This window comes from Pseudomonas sp. PS01301 (assembly GCF_029960215.1).
Taxonomy (GTDB): domain Bacteria; phylum Pseudomonadota; class Gammaproteobacteria; order Pseudomonadales; family Pseudomonadaceae; genus Aquipseudomonas; species Aquipseudomonas coleopterorum.
In genome coordinates this window covers 66,120-85,070 of sequence record NZ_JASCPM010000003.1, presented here as the reverse complement: position 1 = coordinate 85,070, position 18,951 = coordinate 66,120, and the positions used below count along the sequence as shown (strand labels likewise).

Genomic DNA, 18,951 nt, shown 5'->3' with positions numbered 1-18,951 from the left:
TTTAACCATCCCCGTATCGTGGCAGACATCTTCTCTCGACAGGTGAACGCCATGACCCATGCCATCTCCATGAACCCCGCCACTGGCACCGAGCTGCAACGCTACCCGTTCGACAGCGAGGCGCAACTCGAACAGACCCTGGCCGGCAGCTTCGCCGCCTTCGAACAGTGGCGCTACGTTGCGCTGAGTGAACGTTCCGCCGTCATCGCACGCATGGGCGACGTCCTGCGCCAGATGGGCGAACCACTGGCGCAGATGATCACCCAGGAAATGGGCAAACCCATCACCCAGGCCCGCGCCGAGGTCGAAAAGTGTGCCGGACTGTGCCGTTGGTACGCTGAGCACGGCCCGGCGATGCTTGCAGCCGAAGCCACCCAAGTGCCTGGGCAGAAGGCGCGCATCGAGTACCGCCCGCTGGGGCCGGTGCTGGCGGTGATGCCGTGGAATTTCCCGCTCTGGCAAGTCCTGCGCGGGGCGATTCCCGTGCTGCTGGCGGGCAATGGCTATCTGCTCAAGCACGCGCCGAACGTCATGGGCAGCGCAACCCTGCTGCGTGAAGCCTTCGATCGGGCGGGGCTGCCCCAAGGCCTGTTCGGTGTACTCAACGTGGAGCCAGCCGGTGTGTCGCGAGCCATCGCCGACCCGCGTGTGGCAGCCGTCACCGTGACCGGCAGCGTCGGCGCCGGCTCGGCCATCGCCGCTCAAGCGGGCGCAGCACTGAAGAAATGCGTACTGGAACTGGGCGGTTGCGACCCGTTCATCGTCCTGGCCGATGCCGACCTGGACGAAGCGGTCAAGGCTGCCCTGCTCGGCCGCTTCCAGAACACCGGTCAGGTCTGCGCCGCGGCCAAGCGCCTGATCGTCGAATCCAGCATTCTGCCGGCCTTCACCGAGCGCTTCCTGGCCGCCACCCGTGCGCTGAAGGTCGGCGATCCGCAGCTCGACGACACCTACATCGGCCCCATGGCGCGTTACGATCTGCGCGACGAGCTGGATGGCCAGGTCCAGGCCTCCATCGCGCAAGGTGCCGAACTGCTGCTGGGCGGGCACAAGCTCGCCGGCGCTGGCAATTTCTACGCACCGACGGTGCTAGGCAACGTGCAGCCCGGCATGACCGCCTTCGATCAGGAACTGTTCGGCCCCGTGGCGTCCATCATCGAGGCGCGCGATGCGGAGCATGCGCTGGCACTGGCCAACGACAGTGAGTTCGGGCTGGCGGCGACGCTGTGGACGGCCGATGCCGAACTGATCGAATACTTCACCGAGCGCCTGGAAACCGGTGCGATCTTCATCAACGGCTACGGTGCGTCGGATGCCCGCGTGGGCTTCGGTGGCATCAAGAAAAGCGGCTTCGGACGCGAACTGTCACACTTCGGTGTGCGCGAGTTCTGCAACGCCCAGACGGTGTGGCTCGATCGCCGCTGAGCTGTTCAGGCAGCGGGCTTGTGCGGCATAGTCATGCATTGCATCGTCTACCCACGCGCCGAGGCCCCATGACCCGCACCGTTCTCCAGCAGTTTCCCGCGCAGCGCGACGACATCGGTGACCTGATCACCCGTCGCCCGCTGCCGGGCCCTGGCATCGAGCAACTCGATCCCTTTCTTTTTCTCAACCATCACGGCCCGCAGACCTACCCACGCAACAATCAAGGGCTGCCGTTCGGCCCCCATCCCCATCGCGGCTTCGAAACCGTCACGTTTATCCTGCAAGGCGAGCTGTCGCATCTGGACAGCGGTGGCCACGAGAGCATCATCGGGGCCGGTGGTGTGCAATGGATGACCGCAGGTTCCGGACTGGTCCATGCCGAGCTCTCGCCGCAGTCGTTCAAGCGCGAGGGCGGCCCGCTGGAGATTCTCCAGTTGTGGGTAAACCTCCCCGCACGCCTGAAGATGACTGCCCCGGCCTATGTCGGCCTGCAAGGCGCGGACATCCCCACGATCACTGAACCTCTGGCCGAGGTCCGCCTGATTTCCGGTGACTATGTTTCCAGTGCACAGCGTTCTGAGCGCGGGCCGATCGACTCGTTGACGGGTTTGTGTTTGATGACCGTGCACCTGCAACCCGGCGCCCGACTTTCGCTGCCAGCGCCGGTGGGCCATAACGTCTTTCTGTATGTGGTTGACGGCCAAGCCAGCGTCGCAGGCACCGCGCTGCAGCGCCATCACTTGGTCAAACTCAGCGAGACGCACGACAACGTAACCGTCGAGGCCACTGGCTCCGCCACTCTGCTGTACGGCCATGGCGAACCGTTGGGCGAGCCAGTGGCCAGTTATGGACCCTTCGTGATGAACACCCGCGAAGAGATCCAGCAGGCGTTCGCCGATTATCAGGCTGGCAAGTTCGGTCACATCCAGGGCTGAGCTCGTAGCGGTTCACTGGAGCAAAACCCCAGGAGCGCGCCATACTCTGCATGAAGTCGACCCGATAATCACAAGAACCGGACTCATTCATGCAGAACAGCCTCAGCCCGATCGATCGGCGCATCCTGCGCCTGCTCCAACACGACGCCGACCTCTCGGCGGCGCAGGTCGCCGAACGCGTGGAGTTGTCCCAATCGCCGTGCTGGCGACGCATCCACCGCATGCAGGAGGAAGGGCTGATCGAGCGCAAGGTCGCCCTGCTCAACCCGAAAAAGCTCGGCCTGAGCATGACCATCTTCGTCAGCGTCAAGCTGTCGGGCCATGGCCGACGGCACCTGACCGAATTCGAGGAGGCCATCATCGGCTATCCGCAGGTGCTGGAGTGCTACACCATGGCCGGAGGCATGGATTTCATGCTCAAGGTGGTGGCCAAGGACATCGCCAGCTACGAGCGATTCCTGCGTGACCACCTGCTGCAGAAGCCCCACGTGCAGGAAGCCTACTCCAACATCGCCATGAGCGAAGTCAAACGCACGACCGAACTGCCGCTGGAATGAAGGCTGGAAGGAGAAAAGAAAGAAAACGCAGACAAATCATTTGACATGCAAATGATAACGATTATTATTGAGCTCAACCGGTCGAGAGATCGGTTGGATAATCCGAAGGGCCTTAGGTCGGACCTTCAGATTATCTCCTCATCAGGCTAATCACGGTTTTTGACCCGGCTTTTTGCCGGGTCTTTTTTTTTGGCTCTTCAGGCTAATGAAGAGTGTTGCACGCCGTCGGTTTCGAACATCACCGACTTGGTGGCGCCACTGCAAAGATGGCGCGAATGATATCAAAAGAACATCGGAAAACGGAAGTCCGAACTCGCCTTCTCTCTACAGATGACCAGGATTCGCGCAAAAGGAGGTGTCCCCATGACCCCACTGCTCACGCCCTCTCATGATCTGTTGGACCTCATTCACGGCCAGCCGCACCGTCAACGCCTCTATCGGCAGTTGCGTGGCCTGCCGCGTCGAACGCAACAGGTGCTGCTCTACAGCCGTCTCGACGAACTGGACTACCCGGCCATCGCCCAGCGACTGCACCTGACCCTGGGCGACGTCGAACAGCGGATGCAGAGCGCGATGCGCGCCTGCTGCAAACCGCTGCTGCCAGGCCAGAGCCTGGCCATTCACTGGTACGTCAAACTGCAAAATCCGCTCACTACGGCCAGCGAGCGCATCGACTTCCGTCGCTGGCTCGACAGCGATGCCGCGCACCTGGCTGCCTTTCACGCCACTGAGCTGCAATGGCGCCAGTTGCTCGCGCCCGCCACGCTGCTGGGGCATGACCGCTGGCACCACAAGGCTCGGCAAGGGCTGGGGCTACGGGGGTGGGCGACGGCAGGCCTGGCCATGGCACTGGCCCTGGAGCTCATCAGCCAGAGTCTTTGAGCTTACTGAAACAGACCGAGCTGGCCGCCGATCAGCGTGTTGAAGTCATCGTTGACGAACGGCAGGATCGCATCGGCAATGGGCTGCAGTTGTCGAGTCAGGTAATGGTCGTAGTCGATGGGTGACTGACGCGCTTCCAGAGGTTCGGGCCCAGCCACCGTCATGACATAGCTGATCCAGCCGCCACGTTGATACTGCAGCGGGCGCCCTGTCGATCGGTTGTGTTCATCGGCGATACGCGCCGCTCGGACGTGAGGAGGAACATTGCGCTCATAGTCGTGCAACGGCCTGCGCAGCCGCTTGCGATAGACCAACAGGCCGTCCAATTCACGTTCCAGGGTCCGTTTGACATAATCACGTACATACGCCTGGTAGCCCTGGTGCCTGAAGATTTTCGAGTAGAGCGCTTGCTGGAACTCGCGAGCCAGCGGCGACCAATCGGTGCGCACGCTCTCCAGGCCCTTGAAGACCATTTCGTCCTGGCCGTCGGCGCGCCTGACCAGACCTGCGTAGCGCTTCTTGCTGCCCTCCTCCGCACCACGAATGGTCGGCATCAGAAAGCGCCGGAAGTGGCTCTCGAACTGCAATTCCAATGCGCTGTCGAGCCCATGTTCGCGCCGCAGATGATCACGCCACCACTGATTGACCTCGGCCACCAGCTCCTTGCCGATACGAGCGGCATCAGCCTCGTCGTGAGCGCCGTTGAGCCAGACGAACGTCGAGTCGGTGTCGCCATAGATCACCGGGTACCCACGCGCCTCGATCAGCTCGCGCGTACGGCGCATGATCTCGTGGCCACGCAGGGTGATCGACGATGCCAGCCGCGTATCGAAAAAGCGGCAGCCACTGGAACCCAGTACGCCGTAGAACGCATTCATGATGATCTTCAACGCCTGCGACAGCGGCGCGTTGCCCTGCGCCTTGGCCGCTTCGCGCCCTTCCCAGACACTCGCGACGATGGCCGGGAGGCAATGAACGGTGCGTGAGAAGCGCGCGCCGCGAAAGCCGGGCACCGAGTGCTCGTCGTCGGGATTGGCCAGGCCTTCGGCCAGACCCACCGGGTCGATCAGGAAGGTGCGGATGATCGACGGATACAGGCTCTTGTAGTCCAGCACCAGCACCGATTCGTACAGACCCGGCCGCGATTCCATGACGAAGCCGCCGGGACTGGCCTCGGGCGGACGACGGCCGAGGCTGGGCGCGACGAACCCCTGGCGGTGCATCGCCGGCAGATACAGATGGGTGAAGGCAGCGATCGAACCGCCGCTGCGGTCTGCCGGCAGGCCGGTGACGCTGGCACGCTCGAGCAGGAACGTGAGCAGCTCGGTCTTGGCGAAAATCCGGGTGACCAGTGCGCAGTCCTTGATGTTGTAACGTGCAAGGGCCGGCTTGTCCTCGGCGAACATGCGGTTGATCTCATCCATGCGCTGGTACGGCGTGGAAATGTCCTTGCCTTCGCCCAGCAAGGTCTGGGAAACGTTTTCCAGACTGAACGAGGGAAAATTCCAGGTAGCCGAGCGCAAGGCCTCGACGCCGTCGATGATCAACCGCCCGGGAGCGCCGGCGAAATAGTGGTCGTTGCCGCTGCCGTGCTCGCGCCAGGTCATTTCGGCGCCCCCACGGCCCAACAGCAACGGCACGTTGAGGCGCCTGGCATGTTCGTGCAGGACCCGCAGGTCGAACTGCACGACATTCCAGCCGATGATTGCGTCCGGGTCGTGCTCGGCGAACCAGGCATTGAGGCTCTGCAGCAGTTCCACTCGACTGTCCCGGTAGTGCAGAGCGAAATCCATCTGACGGGTATCGCCATTGGGCGGACCCAGCATGAACACGTCGCGCTGCCCGCAGCCCTCGATGCCGATGCAGTACAGCTCACCCTGGGCCGTGGTCTCGATATCCAGGGATGCCAGGCGCAGTTGTGGACGGTAGCCCGGCGCCGGCTTGAGCTTGGCCTCATGATATTGGCCATCGGCCTGCACTTGACCGTCGAAGGCCACACCGGCGGTGATGAAGCGCTCCATCAGGTAGCGCTCATGGGGGCGAATGTCGGCCTCGAAGAGCTCTATTCCGGCTTGCCTGAGCATCGTTTCCACGCGCTGCAACTGGCCGTACTGCCGACAGTACAGCCCGGCCACCGGGCGCTGGTCGAAATCACGCAGGGCCAACGGTTTGATCTCGACGCCGGCTTCGTCCTCGAGCAAGCGCCGTGCCTGCTCCTGGTGCTGCACAGGGAGGAACGCCACCGAGGGCTGCGCGGGCAGGCGCACGAGACGTGGGCCGGCGTCGGTCGCCAGCCACAGCTCGATCAGCGTACCTTCGGCGGTATCGCGCCAGTGTCGCGTCAGGATGAAGCCCTGTTGTGGGGTCACGGCAGAAGGCCTTTAACGGAGAATGTGGACGCAACAACGGCACGTCCGGCTCATATGAAGCAACATCATAAACTGTACATCCATACACATAAAGCTTGCCTGTGTCGGCACGTCTGGCATGCTAGACCTCTGTACAGCTTTTCGATCAGGTTCCCATGCGGCTGTTTCTCTGCGAAAAACCGTCCCAGGCAAAGGACATCGCCAAGGTCCTCGGCGCTACGCGTCGTGGCGACGGCTGCTGGCTGGGCAACGCCGTCACGGTCACCTGGTGCATCGGCCACCTGCTGGAGACCGCACCGCCGGACGCCTACGACGCCCGCTACAAGCGCTGGGTACTGGCAGACCTGCCGATCATCCCGCAGCAGTGGAAGATGCAGGTCAAGCGCAAGACCGCCAGCCAGTTCAAGGCGGTCAAGCGCCTGTTGGGTGAAGCTGGAGAACTGGTCATCGCGACGGACGCCGACCGCGAAGGTGAAATGATCGCCCGCGAGCTCGTCGAGCATTGTCGCTACCGGGGTCCGGTGCAGCGCCTGTGGCTCTCGGCCCTGGACGACGCCTCGATCCGCAAGGCGCTGGCGGCCCTCAAGCCAGGTGCCGAGACGTTCTCCCTCTACCACAGCGCACTGGGCCGCTCGCGGGCCGACTGGCTGATCGGCATGAACATGAGCCGGCTGTTCACCCTGCTCGGGCGTCAGGCCGGCTACCAGGGTGTGTTGCCCGTGGGGCGCGTCCAGACGCCGACCCTGCGGCTGGTGGTGGACCGCGACCGCAGCATCGCCGATTTCGTCCCCGCCGCCTATTGGGCCATCGATGTGCAACTGCTCGGCGAGCAGACCGAATTCACGGCGCAATGGATACCACCGACGGACAGCTGCGACGACCAGGGACGCTGCCTGAACCAGCCGTTGGCGCAACAGGCCGCTGCAGCGATGATGCAGGCGAACCAGGCAACGCTGACCAAGCTGCGCACCGAGCGCATGAAAGAGGCCGCCCCCCTGCCCTTCGACCTGGGCACACTGCAGGAAGTCTGCTCGAAGAAGCTTGGATTGGGCGCTCAGGAAACGCTGGACGTGGCTCAGGCACTGTACGAAACCCACAAGGTCATCACCTACCCTCGCAGCGATTGCGGCTACCTGCCACTCAGCCAGCATGGGGATGCAGGCGCGATCATCGCCGCGCTGGGCCGCGCCGATCCCGGACTGACGCCCTTGCTGCCCTACCTGGATGCCCAGCGCCGCTCACGCGCCTGGAACGACGCCAAGGTCGGTGCCCACCACGGCATCATCCCGACCGCTGTCGCTGCCACGGCGGACAAGCTCCAAGGCAAATACCGCGCAGTCTGCAGTCTGATTCGCGCCCGCTACCTGGCGCAGTTCCTGCCCAATCACGAATACGACCGTACCCAGGCCGACTTCGACTGCGCGAGCCACGCGCTGCGTGCGGTAGGCAAACAGGTGGTCGAGCCCGGCTGGAAGCGCGCCATCCCACAAGCGCTTGGCGCAGCCAAGGGGCGCGAAGCACCGGCGCCACAGCCCCTGCCACGGCTGACCCAGGGCCAGACCTGCGCGGTGCGCGAAGTGAAACTCAAGGACCTGTGGACCCAACCGCCCAAGCCCTTCACTGAAGGCGACCTCATCAAGGCGATGAAGAACGTCGCCAAGCTGGTCGAAGATCCGCGCCTCAAGCAGAAACTCAAGGACACCACCGGAATCGGCACCGAGGCCACTCGTGCCGGAATCATCCAGGGCCTGATCGACCGCGGCTATCTGACCAAACAGGGCAAGGCCCTGGCCGCCGCACCTGCCGCCTTCAGCCTGATCGACGCGGTCCCTCGGGCCATCGCCGACCCGGGCACCACCGCCATCTGGGAACAGGCACTGGACATGGTGCAGAGCGGCGAGATGTCGCTGGAGACGTTCGTGGCCAAGCAATCGGCCTGGATGAGCAAGCTGGTGGAACGTTGTGCCGGGTTGCGCATGGTCATCAGCGGCCCGGCGCCGAAGGGTGCCACACCATGGAAGAACAAACGCAAACGCAAACCCTCCAAGGCGGCCTGAGCTGCAACCCGTCGCTTGAAGCGCCGATACGGTCGGCTTGCTTTGTGAAATGGCGCAACACCCGGTAGGCTGCGCCGATCATTTTCCGCCAGGCCTTGCCCTTGATCGTGCTGCATGACATCGCTGTAGCCAGCGACTTCGACCCTACCATCAGCTGTGACCGCTGCGCGGCCAAATGTTGCCGGCTGGAAGTCATGCTGATCACCGACACCGGCGTGCCGGAACGCTTCATCGAAGTGGATGAATGGGGATCGGAAACCATGTCGCGTCTCGACGATGGCTGGTGCGCGGCACTGGACCGACGCACCATGAGTTGCAGTATCTACCTGAATCGCCCGTTGATCTGTCGCGAGTTCGACATGGGCGGCCCGGATTGCCAGGAAGAGCGGCTGCGGCCGTAGGCCGCTGCGCTACGGCTCAGATCACCTTGACCGCACGACCGATGAACTGGATGGGGCCGGTCGGTCGGCCTGTCGTCGAACCCGACTTGGGCTCCAGGGTCAGCTCGAACAGCTGGTTGTTTTCCAGCGGTGGCAGCTTGTCCAAGGGCACATGCACGCTTTGTCCAGGCTCCACCAGCCCCAGGGAGACAGGGCCTTGCCAGCTGTCGGCCTTGGTCCAGAACTGCAAGGCTCGATCCGGCGGTACCGGCGTCTCGCTAAGGGGGATCAGTTGCACTTCCCTCGAATCGCTGGCCTGCACGACCCAGCCCGGTGCCTTGTCCTGGGGCGCGATGAGCACGACCACATAAGCCGGTCCTGGCACCGGCGCGCGGACGTTGAACAACAGGGCGCCGAGCACCAGGGTTGCCGCCAGCCCGGCGCCTGCCAGGCCCCGCCATACACCCAGGCGATTCCACCAGATGGGTACCGGCTGCGCCCCTGCGCTGTCCAGGCTGCGCTGAATCCGAGGCCACAAGGTCGCAGGCGTGGGTACTGGGTTGACGCGTTCGGCTAGCGGCAGCAACCGCGCTTCCCAGGCATCGACCGCGGCGCGCAGTTCACGATCCGTGGCCAATCGCCGTTCGACCTCTGCGCGTTGCCCGGCGTCGAGCGTTCCCAGCACGTATTCGCTGGCCAGTTCTTCAGTATTCATGGGTTCTACCTGCTCGCTTCGTTCACTCATCCCATGCACTCACGCAGCGCTGCCAGACTGCGTTTGATCCAGGCCTTGACCGTACCCAGCGGCGTTTGCAGCCGCTGAGCGATTTCAGCATGTGAATAGCCATCCAGGTAGGCGTGGTAAAGGCATTGGCGGCGCTGCGGATCGAGTTGTTCCAGGCATCCGTCGATTCGTGCGCTGCCCAGCACAGCCTCCGCTGGCTCCTCGGTCGCCAACCCATCCAGATCTTCATCGTTGAGGGCTCGCACCCGGGCGTGGCGACGAATATGGTTCAGCGCAAGATGCCGGGTGATGGTGAACATCCACCCCCGCGCCGAGCCTCGTTGGGCATCGAAACTGGCCGCCTGGGTCCAGATCCGCACGAACGCGTCGTGCACGATGTCCTCGGCCAGTGCCCGGTCGCCCACCAGGCGCAGGGCCACGGCCAGCAGGCGCCCGCCCTCGCGCTGATACAAACCCTGCAGTGCCTGGCGATCGCCACGAGCACACTGCTGCAGGGCGACTTCGTAATCGAATGGATTTTCCGGCAAGGACACGAAAGACCGCCATGGCAAGTGGAAGAATGAAGTTCGCTGGGCAGTGTAGACCAGACGCGCGGACTTGCCGTTCCGCGCGCCGCTGCTACGACTTCGTTACTTGGCGGACCAGAAAATGTAGTCGGCCTGGTATTTCACGGTTTCTTTCTGGCCCTTCTGCGCGGTGGTGCAGGCACTGGTGGGAGCCACGCCACCCTTGAGCGCGGTGCGCTGGATGTAGGTCACACCCTGCATGGCGCCCTTGCCTTCGGCGGGGTTGGCCTTGACCAATTGGTACGGCAGATTGCCGTCACCGGCTGGAGCAACGGCGACCTGGGTGCCGGTCACCTTGGAGCCGTCTGCCGACTGCCAGGTGGCGGGCGGGCCGTAATAGGTGCCCACCTGCTTGCCGGCACGATCATCGAGGACCGCCTTGGGTCCGACGAACGTCCATTCGGTCTGGCCGGCGGCATTGGCCTTGTCACGGCATTCATAGGTGATTTCACCCTTGCCGACGGTTTCCATCGCGACCTTGTTACCGGCCGGAACCTGGATCGGGGCAGGCAGATCCATTTGCGCCTGGGCAGTGGTTGCCAAAGCGAAGGTGGCGGCGAAGAGGACGTTGGCCAGGCAGAAACGGTGTGTGCTGTTCATCGCGTAAGCTCCAGAAGAGTGATCGAGGCGGCAGCGCCTTGTGTGGCTGCTGTAGGTACTACCCGCGAGCCGAAGCTTTGGATGCACGAAAAAAAAAGATTTTTCCTATCACGTCCATTTACATGCGGCGCAACCCCTGTCGCTTATTTGGGTCCATGCTTAAGCCTGCCGCAAATTCCCGAGAGCCCTATGCCTTCCAACACCGCCGCCAGCGACAGCTGGCCACAGCGATTTCGCGACAAACCCTGGTTATGGACCCTTACCGGCGTGCTATTGGCCGTCAGCGCCGTGGTCCTGGTGTGGAGCATCGTCAACGCCTTTCTGCATGCCGACCGTCAGCACGCCTGGTACGCCCTGCTCGGTGGCACCGGTGGTTTTGCGGCGACGGCACTGGGTGCGTTGATTGCCCTGGCGCTGCGGGAGATTTCCTCGAAGGTGCAGGACGTCATGCTTGGCTTCGCCGGAGGCATGATGCTGGCAGCCAGTACGTTCTCCCTGCTGCTTCCGGGTCTGGAGGCCGCCAATACCCATACCGACAGCCCTGCGCTGGCGGCGCTGGTGGTGATCCTGGGCCTGGGGCTGGGCGTCGGTCTGATGCTGGCGCTGGACAAGGTGATTCCCCACGAGCATGAGAACGCCGGCAGACACGGTCCCAACGCCGAGCGGATTCACCGGGTATGGCTATTCGTGCTTGCCATCACGCTGCACAACCTGCCTGAAGGCATGGCCATTGGCGTCAGCCTGTCCGATGGCAACCTGGCGGTCGGGATTCCGCTGACCAGCGCGATCCTGCTGCAGGATATTCCCGAGGGGCTGGCGGTGGCCATGTCGCTGCGGGCAACGGGCTTGAGTTCCGGCAAAGCCGCATTGGTGGCCATGGGCTCGGGCCTGATGGAGCCACTGGGGGCGATGGTCGGCCTGGGATTGTCGAGCGGCTTTGCACTGTCCTACCCGATCAGCATGGGCCTGGCGGCTGGTGCCATGATCTTCGTGGTGTCCCATGAAGTCATTCCGGAAACCCACCGCAATGGCCACCAGACCCCAGCTACGCTGGGCCTGATGCTGGGCTTCGCCGTCATGATGTTCATGGACACAGCACTAGGCTGAGGGTGGAGCGCCCTGAACGAGCCTGTGCGCGATCTGGGGCAGGACCTGCTCGCAGGGCTGTACGACCTTGACGCTGAGCAACCCATCGGCGCGGGTGCGTCCAAGGTTGATCGCGAGCAGACGCTTGCCCTGACGCGACATTTCCTGACACAGGCGGAAGCTTGAGTAGGCCATCAGCGAGGAGCCGACGATCAGCATGCCCGGTGCCGACTCCACGGCTTTCCAGGCCGCCTGAGCGTGCGCTGGTTCCACGCCCCCACCAAAAAAGACCACGTCAGGCTTGAGCATGTCGCTTCCGCAACAGGGACAGTGGGGCGTTCGGAAGGCCTCCAGAAAGCGCGCCGCCAGTTGCGCATCACCGTCGGGCGCAAGTACCGCGTGCACATCCTGCAAGTAGGGGTTTTGTTCTTCCAGCAACAACTGGACATCGTCGCGTTGCAGGCGCATTCCACAGTCCAGACAGACCACCCGATGCAGGTTGCCGTGCAGTTCGACGACATTGCGGCTACCGGCAGCATCATGCAGTCCATCGACATTCTGGGTGATCACGCCGCTGATCAGGCCTTGCGACTGCAACGCTGCCAGCGCCTGGTGGGCGGCATTCGGCGCCGCCTGGTGCACGCCGCGCCAGCCCACCATGGCCCGCGCCCAATAGCGCTTGCGCGTGGAGGCACTGGCGATGAAATCCTGATGCATGATGGGCGCATTGCCGCGCCTGACGCCTTCGGTATCGCGATAATCGGGAATGCCCGAAGCGGTACTGATACCGGCCCCGGTCAAGACCAGATAGGGCCCCTGCGCCATATGCTGGTACAGCGTATCGAGTTCGACCATGGCTGCATGCACCTCTGGTTGAGAGCTGTCGCCCGCGCGGGCGCCATCGTTCAAGTTTGCGACAGCGTGACCTGACTGAGCAATTCATCTACCGCCCTGGCGCATTGAACGCGGTAGTCGGCGTGCAGCAGGCACAGCTCGGAGCTGCCCAGCAGCCGCAGCTTGGCGGCTTCGGCGACCGCTTGCATGTCGACGCCGCGCAACGCGAACTCTTCGAGCAGCGCCTGCATTGCATGGTGACGCTGGTCTGGACTGGACGTTGAAATCGACACGGTGGCTCCTCAATGAAATCCTTGTTCGGGCTCATCCCATGACAATGACTGCCGGCGTCGAACAAATGCTTCGCCGCCGCGATGGACGGTCGTAGGCCAAAGGCCAGTTCTGCCATCGGGTTCACGCGCACGTCCCTGCAATCGCTTAGAATGACCGATGCGCATTGATCATCTATTCCGGAGCCCTACATGACCGCAGTCCCTACGAACACGCTTTGCATCTACCACGGAAACTGCGCCGACGGGTTCGGCGCAGCCTGGGTAGTGCGCAAGGCACTTGGGCCTGAGGTCGAGTTCCACGCCGCCGGCCACGGCCAGCTGCCTCCTGATGTCAGTGGTCGGCACGTGCTGATTGTGGATTTCGCCTACGATTACGAAACGCTCATGGCTATGGCCGCGCAGGCCTTGTCGATTCTGGTGCTCGATCACCACAAGACCGCCCAGGCAGACCTGCTCAAGGTGCCGGTGGCCGGGGCCTTCGGCGAACCGGTCGAGGGCGGCAACGTGCACGCCCTGTTCGACATGAACCGTTCGGGTGCGGGTCTGGCCTGGGACTACTTCTTCGCCGGCCAGCCGCGCCCTGCCCTGATCGACCATATCGAAGATCGCGACCTGTGGCGCTTCAAGCTGCCGGGTACCCGTGAAGTGCTGTCCAATCTGTTCAGCTATCCTCAGGATTTCACTGTCTGGGACACGCTGCTGGCAGCGCCGGTAGAGGATCTGCTGGCCGATGGCATCGCGATCGAAAGGCAGCGGCAGAAGACCGTGGCCGATCTGCTGCGGTCCACTGCGCGTCGCATGTCGATTGGCGGTCATGACGTTCCGGTGGCCAACATACCGTCGCTGTTCGCCAGCGATGCGGGCAACATCATGACCCAGGGCGAGCCATTTGCCGCGTGCTACTCGGACGGTCCCAAAGGCCGCTCGTTTTCACTGCGCAGCACGGATGAAGGCATGGACGTGTCCGAAATCGCCAAACAGTTCGGCGGTGGCGGTCATCGCAATGCGTCGGGCTTCCGCGTACCCTACGGCCATGAATTGACGCGTTGAGGCCAGGTGGAGTCGCCACCGTCCCCCGTTGTCTTGTTGGAGAGCGTCATATATGCCGCAGGAACGCCTGGATCTACTGAAACTGCCCAAGGATGTGCGAGGTTCGATCAACGACTTGGTACGGGCACTCAATGCCGCGAGTACGAAAGCGGATGTCGAGCGCGAAGGCGCGCTCGAAATCGCACTGATTCTGGGGCTGGAACAATCGCGCAAGCTCAAGCCTGCCGACATCGAAACGCTTTACATGATTTTCGACGATGCCAAGGAAGCGCGGCTGCGAGCCCTGCAGGATTGACCACTCGTATCGCCAGTCAAGCCGCAGCGCTGCCTTCGAAGGGTGCCTGACGCAGGCAGTTGCGTCCGGCGTCCTTGGCGGCGTACAACGCCTGGTCCGCCGCCCCGATCAAATTGTGCGCCGTGACAAAGGGCGCAAGACCCGTCGCTATTCCCACACTGATGGTTACCCGCGCCTCCACACCCAGGGCCGGATGGGGCAGCGCCAGATCCGCCACCGCCGTGCACAGGTCTTGCCCCAGCTGTCTGGCCTGTTGGCCGTCGACCCCTACCCACAACACCAGCATTTCCTCCCCGCCGAAACGGAACGGCAAGGCGTTGGCTTGCGCGGACAATTGCTTGATGGTGGCGCTGACCTGCTTCAAGCAGTTGTCCCCCTGAAGGTGCCCATAGCTGTCGTTGTAGAGCTTGAAATGATCGATATCGATGAGGATCGCCGTGACGCGAGTCGCCTGGGTCCCCGCCGCCTGCCATAGCTGGGCCATGACATCGCCCTGATGTCGGCGGTTGAACAACTGGGTCAGCGGGTCGGTACGGGCCATGTCGGTGAGCTGCACCTCCAGCAGGCGTCCGCGCAGGGCATACAGGTAGCTCAAGCGGCTACCTCGCTCCAGAAAATACGACGCCATCAACAGCAGTACGACCGTGGAGCCGTATAGAAAGGCATTGGCGCGCCACGTGACCGGGTCCATGAACCCGGCAATGTGGGTGGTGACCAGCTGGATTCCCAACATGCTGGCCATGGCGGCTGCCGCAAAGCGAAACGGTAACTGCTGGATCATCGTGCAGTAGACCATCAGCAACAACATGCCTAGCTGATAGTGCAAGCGATAGGGGCTGTCGCTGTAGATCATCACCACCAGCGGCATCAGCGAGGACAATACCGTGGCCGTGGCCGAGATGGCTTCCAGCGCAGGGCGCGAGGTGAGCCGCTGCGCCAGCAGCAGGATGGCGATGATCATCGGGGTGATCAGCAGCAGGCGCCCTACGGCCACGTAGGCAAACACGTCCTGGAGGGCAAGCCAGTCGCTGATCAGAAAGAGATTGTAGATGACCGCGCCGCAAATGCCTGTCGACGTCAGAAATTGCAGGCGCTGACGCTGCGTGTCCGTCTCGTAGCGACGCTCCAGGGCCGGCTCGAAGGTGAGTCCGCCTACCCCGCCGGCGATGGCTTGTTCGACCATTGCCATGGTGTGCGGCTCAGGGGATTGGGCCGGTTGGGCTTGAACGGCTTGCATGGGACACCGGAGATGTGATTCAGAATTTTACTAGACTGCGCAATGATATCTTAGTGCCATTAGTGCAGGGCGATTGTCGGGCACCAATGGCATGAACGGTAGTGGGAAGTTACGAGCGGTCCGGCACAGTGAATCTTCCCGTCGGCGCCGTGTCCGATTTGCTAGCCCTCCAAATGATTGCCGCCATGGAAACGATTGTCGTCGTCGAAGATGAAACGCTGGTCCTTGAACTCCTGGTGGAGATTCTCGAAGACTTCGGCTATCACGTCCGAGCATTCGCCACGGCCGACGAAGCCTGGCAGCACATCGTCAACCGCCCTTTCCCACTCAAACTGCTGATCACCGACCTGCAAATGCCGGGCGAGATCGACGGGGTGGAGTTGGTGAATCGCGTCCATACCCGCAACCCGGAAACACCAGTGATCGTCGCATCCGGTTTCCACGGGGCCGCGAACTCCCTGTGCGACAAGAAAGTGCATTGGCTGGGCAAACCTTTCTCGATGGACAAGTTGAAAGGCATCTGCGAAAAACTCGCACCTCCTACCCAGGCCTGATCGTGCCATCGCCCATGCGGCGGCAGTGACGCAGGCCCTGTGTATCCTTACCCGGAGCAGTAATGACTAAACGTAATACCCGAGTGACCGACGGCTTCACGGGCGATATCAGCAAGTCTGATCACAATATCTTCTTCGCCGCTGTCGAAACCACTCGTATGCCGATGATCATTACCGACCCCAAGATGCCGGACAATCCGATCATCTTTGCCAACAATGCATTCATCGAGATGACCGGTTATTCGTCAAACGAACTGCTGGGTCGCAACTGTCGCTTCCTGCAAGGCCCGGAAACCGATCCCGATACCATTGCCCAAGTCAGGGCCGCAGTAGAGGCGCGTCGGGAAGTGGCCGTCGAAGTCGTCAACTACAAGAAGGACGGCTCCAGTTTCTGGAATGCCCTGTTCATCTCGCCCGTGTACAACGAATCCAATGAGCTCATCTATTTCTTCGCCTCGCAGCTTGACGTCAGTCGTCGTCGCGATGCCGAAGATGGCCTGCGTCAGGCCCAGAAGATGGAAGCTCTGGGGCAGTTGACCGGTGGTATTGCCCACGACTTCAACAACCTGCTGCAGGTGATGATCGGTTACCTGGACATGATCCAGCGCTCGGTCGACAAGCCGCAGTATGAACAAGAGCGCCTGCGGCGCAACGCCAGGCACGCCCGCGATGCCGCCGAGCGCGCAACCACGCTGACGCAACAGCTGCTGGCGTTTTCTCGCAAACAGAAGCTGCAAGGCCGCGTGGTGAATTTGAACGGCCTGATCGACAACTTCAAGGAAACCGCCGAGCGCACTCTGGCCGATACGCAGATCCGCTACAGCCTGGCCGAAGACCTGTGGAACTGCCGCCTGGACCCGACCCAGACCGAAGTCGCGTTGCTCAACGTGTTCATCAATGCCCGCGACGCCATGGAAGGCCGTGCCCGCCGCACCCTGGCCGTCGATACGCAGAATGTCACGCTTGATCGACAAGTGTCCTACGACGGGCTGATGCCTGGCCGCTACGTCAGTATCGCGATCACCGACAGCGGTCGCGGCATGCCTGAATCCATCGTCAACCGGGTCATGGACCCCTTTTTCACCACCAAGGAAGAAGGCAAGGGCTCAGGACTGGGGCTCTCCATGGTGTACGGATTCGTCAAGCAATCCGGTGGCTCGGTGCGCATCTACTCCGAAGAGGGCATCGGCACCACCCTGCGCATGTATTTCCCTGCCGATGACAGCCAACCTCATGCTCTGACCCCAATCGAGGACACCCACGCCTACCCCGGTCACGAGAAAATCCTCATCGTCGAAGACCGGCCCGATGTCGCCGAACTGGCGCAGACCATTCTCGAGGAATACGGCTACAGCTGCACCATCGCCTACAACGGCAAGGATGCCCTCGAGCAGCTGGAGAACGCCGACTTCGACGTGCTGTTCACCGACCTGATCATGCCTGGCGGCATCAACGGCGTCATGCTCGCCCGCGAAGCCAAACGCATGCGCCCCAGCATCAAGATCCTGCTCACAACCGGCTACTCGGAAAACTCCCTGGAGCGCACCGACGTGGGCGGCACGGATTTCCAGGTGATTTCCAAGCCCTATATTCCCAGTGAACTGGCGAAGAAGATCCGCCGGGTGCTGGAAGGGCCCAATGGGGTGAGCTGATCAAGTTACTGCGCGGCGCCCTGCAAGGTAGGGCCAGGCGTCGAGCCTTTGCGGCGAGTCAGGCGCTTGCCCAGTTGCACGCCCGGCATCTCGACGTACTTGTAGGTCAAGGCCGAGACCAGCAGCACTGCCGCCAGTTGCAAGACGACGATGCCGTTGTCGAGCCAGACACTGTGGGTAGAAATGTACTTGACCATGTTGGGCATGTCATGGCCCTGCATGGTCTCCGTCAGGTCTGTGTGGAGCACTTTCGACAGCACGATGATGGCGCTCTTGAACACAAAGAGAATGGCCGCGTGCGTCAAATAGATCGAGAACGACAAGGCGCCCAGCCAGACGAAGAAACGGTGGTGCAGCAGTCGCGAAACCACGCCGCGCTCGAACGAGAATGCCAGAATCAAGGCACAGAACAGCAGACTGGCATACACGCCCTTGTGATCGATGTCCGATACCAGGAGGCGATAGCTGCCCAGGACCAGGGCAATTTCCAGCAGGTTGAAGTCCACGGCGTCCAGGTCCAGGTCTTTTATGCGATCGTAGAGCACGTACAGGCAGGCACCGGCGAAGAAGCATGAAACACCGCGGAAGATCTCCAGCTTCAGCCAGGACTCACCGTTCCACAAAGTGATGAAGGCCGCCAGGGACATGACTGCGAAGATCTTGATCGTGCGGGTGCGCGCCAGCACTGCAATGACGCCGAATATCAAGTACAGGTAGTACTCGATGCTGATGCTCCACGCGGGGTAATTGAACGAGCCGGTCATGGCACTGTTCAGCCAGGATTGCAGCAGAAGCAGGTTGGGCAGGAATTCGTGCATCGACGTAGCGCCACTGAATGCCGGCTCGTTGAAACTGAACCCTTTCTTCTCAGCCAATGAGCGGCCCAGCTCCAGTGCCAGGTAAACGCCCAACATTGTCAGGTGCAGGGGATAAAGGCGCGCCGTGCGACTGATGAAGAAATCCTTATAATCAGTCGCGTTGTTCAAACGCTGGCCGTAGGTGTGGAACAACACGAAACCGCTGAGGATAAAAAAGAACTCCACGAACAGAAACGCGTGCTTGAAAAACTCGAGCTCGGCAATGCTTTGAACCACGTAAGTGTGGAACAGCACGACAGCAACCGCACAGAGACCGCGGAAACTATCGAGCACGACGAATCTTTTCATGGTTGATCCCAGAGTGTTGTAACCGTTGCCATCCCGGTGTCATGCCAAGAGACATGGCCCGTTGCCATTATTGGCGCAAAGCTAAACCAATCCTTTGGCGGGCACAACCGCAATCAGGCGCGCGGTACCTCTGACGCGCAACTGACATTGTGCAGACCAACAGACCACCACCGTAGAGGTACGTGCAGTTCGGGTACGCAGGCTTTTTCGGTCGCACAAAGAAAAACCCCGCAGACGTTAATCTGCGGGGTTCTCAATGATGGAGGCC

Annotated in this window: 19 protein-coding genes; 11 read left to right on the top strand and 8 right to left on the bottom strand. The window is 62.0% G+C overall.

Annotated elements, in window-relative coordinates:
- Positions 1 to 51: 51 nt before the first annotated feature.
- From QMX89_RS02410 to QMX89_RS02395, 4 genes are all read left to right on the top strand, one after another.
- Positions 52 to 1,425 carry an aldehyde dehydrogenase family protein gene (locus tag QMX89_RS02410; RefSeq protein WP_282346527.1) on the top strand — a complete coding sequence of 458 codons (1,374 nt, stop codon included), beginning with the start codon at positions 52 to 54 and terminating at the stop codon, positions 1,423 to 1,425.
- Between the two features lie 68 nt (positions 1,426 to 1,493).
- Positions 1,494 to 2,360: a pirin family protein gene (locus tag QMX89_RS02405; RefSeq protein ID WP_282346525.1), complete on the top strand. Its 867-nt coding sequence runs from the start codon at positions 1,494 to 1,496 to the stop codon at positions 2,358 to 2,360.
- A gap of 89 nt (positions 2,361 to 2,449) precedes the next feature.
- Positions 2,450 to 2,917, top strand: a complete 468-nt coding sequence (locus QMX89_RS02400) for an Lrp/AsnC family transcriptional regulator (protein WP_049859960.1) — start codon at positions 2,450 to 2,452, stop codon at positions 2,915 to 2,917.
- Between the two features lie 363 nt (positions 2,918 to 3,280).
- Complete coding sequence (locus QMX89_RS02395) at positions 3,281 to 3,799, top strand: sigma factor-like helix-turn-helix DNA-binding protein (protein WP_282346523.1); 519 nt, start codon at positions 3,281 to 3,283, stop codon at positions 3,797 to 3,799.
- Between the two features lie 2 nt (positions 3,800 to 3,801).
- Here the strand turns inward: QMX89_RS02395 and QMX89_RS02390 are convergent, their stop codons facing one another.
- Positions 3,802 to 6,168, bottom strand: coding sequence for a DNA polymerase II (locus QMX89_RS02390; RefSeq protein ID WP_282346520.1), 2,367 nt, complete (start codon positions 6,166 to 6,168; stop codon positions 3,802 to 3,804).
- Positions 6,169 to 6,323: 155 nt separating this feature from the next.
- Here QMX89_RS02390 and QMX89_RS02385 point away from each other — a divergent pair, with 155 nt between their 5' ends.
- Together QMX89_RS02385 and QMX89_RS02380 are read left to right on the top strand one after the other, a co-directional pair.
- Positions 6,324 to 8,225, top strand: a complete 1,902-nt coding sequence (locus QMX89_RS02385; RefSeq protein ID WP_282346518.1) for a DNA topoisomerase III — start codon at positions 6,324 to 6,326, stop codon at positions 8,223 to 8,225.
- Between the two features lie 110 nt (positions 8,226 to 8,335).
- Entirely contained in the window at positions 8,336 to 8,626 is a 291-nt protein-coding gene (locus QMX89_RS02380) for a YkgJ family cysteine cluster protein (RefSeq protein ID WP_122743434.1), read from the top strand.
- 16 nt (positions 8,627 to 8,642) lie between these two features.
- Here QMX89_RS02380 and QMX89_RS02375 read toward each other — a convergent pair whose 3' ends face one another.
- The 3 genes from QMX89_RS02375 to QMX89_RS02365 all read right to left on the bottom strand — a co-directional run bounded on the left by QMX89_RS02375 (position 8,643) and on the right by QMX89_RS02365 (position 10,516).
- Positions 8,643 to 9,320 carry an anti-sigma factor gene (locus QMX89_RS02375; RefSeq protein ID WP_282346516.1) on the bottom strand — a complete coding sequence of 226 codons (678 nt, stop codon included), beginning with the start codon at positions 9,318 to 9,320 and terminating at the stop codon, positions 8,643 to 8,645.
- Between the two features lie 26 nt (positions 9,321 to 9,346).
- Complete coding sequence (locus tag QMX89_RS02370) at positions 9,347 to 9,883, bottom strand: sigma-70 family RNA polymerase sigma factor (protein WP_056842296.1); 537 nt, start codon at positions 9,881 to 9,883, stop codon at positions 9,347 to 9,349.
- Positions 9,884 to 9,979: 96 nt separating this feature from the next.
- On the bottom strand, positions 9,980 to 10,516 hold the full coding sequence (locus tag QMX89_RS02365) for a DUF3455 domain-containing protein (protein WP_192000495.1): 537 nt from the start codon (positions 10,514 to 10,516) through the stop codon (positions 9,980 to 9,982).
- Positions 10,517 to 10,705: 189 nt separating this feature from the next.
- Here QMX89_RS02365 and QMX89_RS02360 point away from each other — a divergent pair, with 189 nt between their 5' ends.
- On the top strand, positions 10,706 to 11,623 hold the full coding sequence (locus QMX89_RS02360) for a ZIP family metal transporter (RefSeq protein WP_282346511.1): 918 nt from the start codon (positions 10,706 to 10,708) through the stop codon (positions 11,621 to 11,623).
- Here the strand turns inward: QMX89_RS02360 and QMX89_RS02355 are convergent.
- The gene (locus QMX89_RS02355; protein ID WP_269082570.1) at positions 11,615 to 12,469 is read right to left on the bottom strand and encodes an NAD-dependent protein deacetylase; all 855 of its coding nucleotides are present in this window, start codon (positions 12,467 to 12,469) and stop codon (positions 11,615 to 11,617) included. The genes QMX89_RS02360 and QMX89_RS02355 overlap by 9 nt on opposite strands.
- A 38-nt stretch (positions 12,470 to 12,507) precedes the next feature.
- Complete coding sequence (locus QMX89_RS02350) at positions 12,508 to 12,729, bottom strand: hypothetical protein (protein WP_152965719.1); 222 nt, start codon at positions 12,727 to 12,729, stop codon at positions 12,508 to 12,510.
- Positions 12,730 to 12,918: 189 nt separating this feature from the next.
- Here QMX89_RS02350 and QMX89_RS02345 point away from each other — a divergent pair, with 189 nt between their 5' ends.
- Together QMX89_RS02345 and QMX89_RS02340 are read left to right on the top strand one after the other, a co-directional pair.
- Positions 12,919 to 13,779, top strand: coding sequence for a DHHA1 domain-containing protein (locus QMX89_RS02345; protein WP_282346502.1), 861 nt, complete (start codon positions 12,919 to 12,921; stop codon positions 13,777 to 13,779).
- 52 nt (positions 13,780 to 13,831) lie between these two features.
- Positions 13,832 to 14,074 (top strand): hypothetical protein, encoded by a 243-nt coding sequence (locus QMX89_RS02340; protein WP_049859949.1) that lies wholly within the window; start codon positions 13,832 to 13,834, stop codon positions 14,072 to 14,074.
- Positions 14,075 to 14,090: 16 nt separating this feature from the next.
- Here the strand turns inward: QMX89_RS02340 and QMX89_RS02335 are convergent, their stop codons facing one another.
- Positions 14,091 to 15,311: a GGDEF domain-containing protein gene (locus tag QMX89_RS02335; RefSeq protein WP_282346497.1), complete on the bottom strand. Its 1,221-nt coding sequence runs from the start codon at positions 15,309 to 15,311 to the stop codon at positions 14,091 to 14,093.
- A 185-nt stretch (positions 15,312 to 15,496) separates the two neighbouring features.
- On the opposite strand from QMX89_RS02335, the gene QMX89_RS02330 reads away from it, so the two are divergent.
- Together QMX89_RS02330 and QMX89_RS02325 are read left to right on the top strand one after the other, a co-directional pair.
- Complete coding sequence (locus QMX89_RS02330; RefSeq protein ID WP_056842291.1) at positions 15,497 to 15,865, top strand: response regulator; 369 nt, start codon at positions 15,497 to 15,499, stop codon at positions 15,863 to 15,865.
- 62 nt (positions 15,866 to 15,927) lie between these two features.
- Complete coding sequence (locus QMX89_RS02325) at positions 15,928 to 17,517, top strand: histidine kinase famiy protein (protein WP_282346492.1); 1,590 nt, start codon at positions 15,928 to 15,930, stop codon at positions 17,515 to 17,517.
- 5 nt (positions 17,518 to 17,522) lie between these two features.
- Here QMX89_RS02325 and QMX89_RS02320 read toward each other — a convergent pair whose 3' ends face one another.
- A complete protein-coding gene (locus QMX89_RS02320; protein ID WP_282346490.1) occupies positions 17,523 to 18,683 on the bottom strand; it encodes an acyltransferase in 1,161 nt (386 codons plus the stop codon).
- Between the last annotated feature and the right edge of the window lie 268 nt (positions 18,684 to 18,951).